This window comes from Polyangium sp. 6x1 (assembly GCF_029946515.1).
Taxonomy (GTDB): Bacteria; Myxococcota_A; Polyangia; order Polyangiales; family Polyangiaceae; genus Polyangium.
Genome location: NZ_JARZHH010000170.1, coordinates 1 through 2,385, shown reverse-complemented (window position 1 = coordinate 2,385; position 2,385 = coordinate 1). Strand labels below are relative to the sequence as shown.

General features: G+C 73.2%; 1 pseudogene. It reads left to right on the top strand.

Annotated features, from left to right (window positions below):
• Positions 1-2,385 (top strand): annotated as a pseudogene (locus QHF85_RS49625) (hypothetical protein); the annotation flags it as partial.

Sequence of the window (2,385 nt, the reverse complement as noted above, 5' to 3'; positions counted from 1 at the left end):
GCGTAGGCGGCGTAGGCGGCCAAGGTGGGGGCGCGGGCACGGGAGGCACGGGCGGCGAAGGCGGCGCAGGCGGCCAAGGGGGTGCCGGCGGCGCAGGGGGCGAAGGCGGCGCGGGCGGCGCGGGCGGCGCGGGTGGCGGGCCCGTGGCTGGGCTCGAGCTTTGCGTGCTGAATGACGCGGGCCCGGACGGGCCTTGCGCGAGCCCCGAGGAGCTCTCGTATGGCCTCGTGCCCGCGGGGACGACCCGGATGCGGCTCTTCCGCGTGGACAATGCCTCGAACGCGACCGCGTCGTTCCAGGCGGTGAACGTGGCGAGCCCCGATTTCTCCGTCGCGGTGGTCCGTTACGTGCCCGACGCGCCCAATCCGCCGATCCGTGTGCCGGTCACGTTGCCGTTCGACAGGCCGCCCGGCACCGCGCTTCATTTCGAGGTCACGTATACCTCGCCCGGCCTTGCCGAGCCGCTCGACCCGCTCGACGTGGAGGTCACGGCGACGATCGGCGGCGCCCCGACGCCCGTCGTGCTCGTGCCCATCGTGGGGACCGCCGAGGGCTGCCCCCAAGGCAAGGCCGTCTGCGACGCAGATCCGACGAACGGCTGCGACACGGACACCATGACGAACCCGTCGCATTGCGGCGGCTGCGATAGCGCGTGCAGTTTGCCGAACACCACCGCCGTCTGCGTGGCCGGGTCCTGCGAGCCGGGCTCGTGCGATACGGGGTTCGGCGATTGCAATGGCCTGCCGGGCGACGGCTGCGAGACGGACGTGACGAGCAGCGTCCTGCATTGCGGCGCCTGCAACGCCGCCTGCGATCTCCCGAACGCGACCGAGGCGTGCATGGGCGGCGCCTGCGTGCCGGCCGCCTGCACGGCGCCGTTCGGCAATTGCGACCAGATCCCGGGCAACGGCTGCGAGACGGACCTGCAAACGACCCTCGCCCACTGCGGCGCGTGCAACGCGGCCTGCGACCTCGCGAACGCCGCCGAGTCCTGCGTGTCGGGCGCGTGCACGCTCGGCGCCTGCAACAGCGGCTTCGGCAACTGCGACGGCGTGGCCTCGACCGGCTGCGAGACGAACGTGCAGACGAGCCTCGCCCATTGCGGCGGGTGCAATGCCGCGTGCGACCTCGCGAACGCGGCCGAGTCCTGCGTGTCGGGCACGTGCACGCTCGGCGTCTGCGCCGTCGGGTTCGGCAACTGCGACGGCACGAGCTCGACCGGCTGCGAGACGAACCTCACGAACGACGCGGGGAACTGCGGCGGCTGCAACAACAACTGCGGGATGCTCATCCCGAACGCGCAATCGACCTGCTCGTCCGGCATGTGCCAGCTCGTCTCCTGCCTGCCCGGCTACGTCGACGTCGACGGCTCCCAGCAGAACGGCTGCGAGTGCCAGTTCGTCGGGGCGGACCTGCCCGACGACACGTTCGCCGACACGAACTGCGACGGCATCGACGGCGACGCGTCCGCGGCCGTGTTCGTCGCGAAAAACGGGAGCGACCTGAACGCCGGCACCCGCGAGTCGCCCATGGCCACGATCTCGGCGGGCATCTCGAAGGCCGTCGTCCTCGGCAAGAAGCAGGTGTACGTGTCGCAGGGGCTCTACGACGGCCGCATCGCGCTGGCGAACGGCGTGTCCGTGTACGGCGGCTACTCGGCGCAGAACGGCTGGGCGCGGAGCGCGGCCTACGTGGCCACGATTCAATCGAGCGCCGTGCTGAACGGTCGCGTGAGCGCGGTCGAGGGCAAGGACCTCGTCGCGGCGATCACCGTCGACAGGCTGGCGATCCAGACGCTCGACACGAACGTGGCGAGCATCTCGAATTACGCGATGTACTGCAACAACTGCCCGGCGCTCGTCCTGAAAAACAGCACGCTCACCGCCGGCGCGGCGGGGGCGGGGGCTTCTGGGGCCGCGGGGACGGTCGGCCAGCCCGGCGGCAATGGGGCCGCGGGTGGCCCCGGTGCTTGTGATTCCAGCACACCGGCGTCCGGCGGCTCGGGCGGGACGAGCGCGTGCAGCCGGACCGGCGGCCTCGGCGGCAAGGGCGGCGACGCGGTCGCCGGCGGCGCGGGGCTCGCGGGCGCCGGGAATACGCCCGGCGGCGTCGGCGGCTCGGCTGGCAATACCGGGACGGACGGCGGCGGCGGTCAGAATGGCGCGGCCGGGACGAACGGCGGGAACGGGACAGGCGGCAACGGCGGGACGACCGTGAGCCTGTTCTGGGTCGGCTACGCGGGCGGCGCGGGCGTGATCGGCGTGCACGGCAATGGCGGTGGCGGCGGCGGCGGCGGCGGCGGCCAGACCGGGGCGTTCGTCATCAATGGCACCGGCAACGGCGGCGGCGGCGGCGGCGCGGGCGGCTGCGGCGGCACGGGCGGCG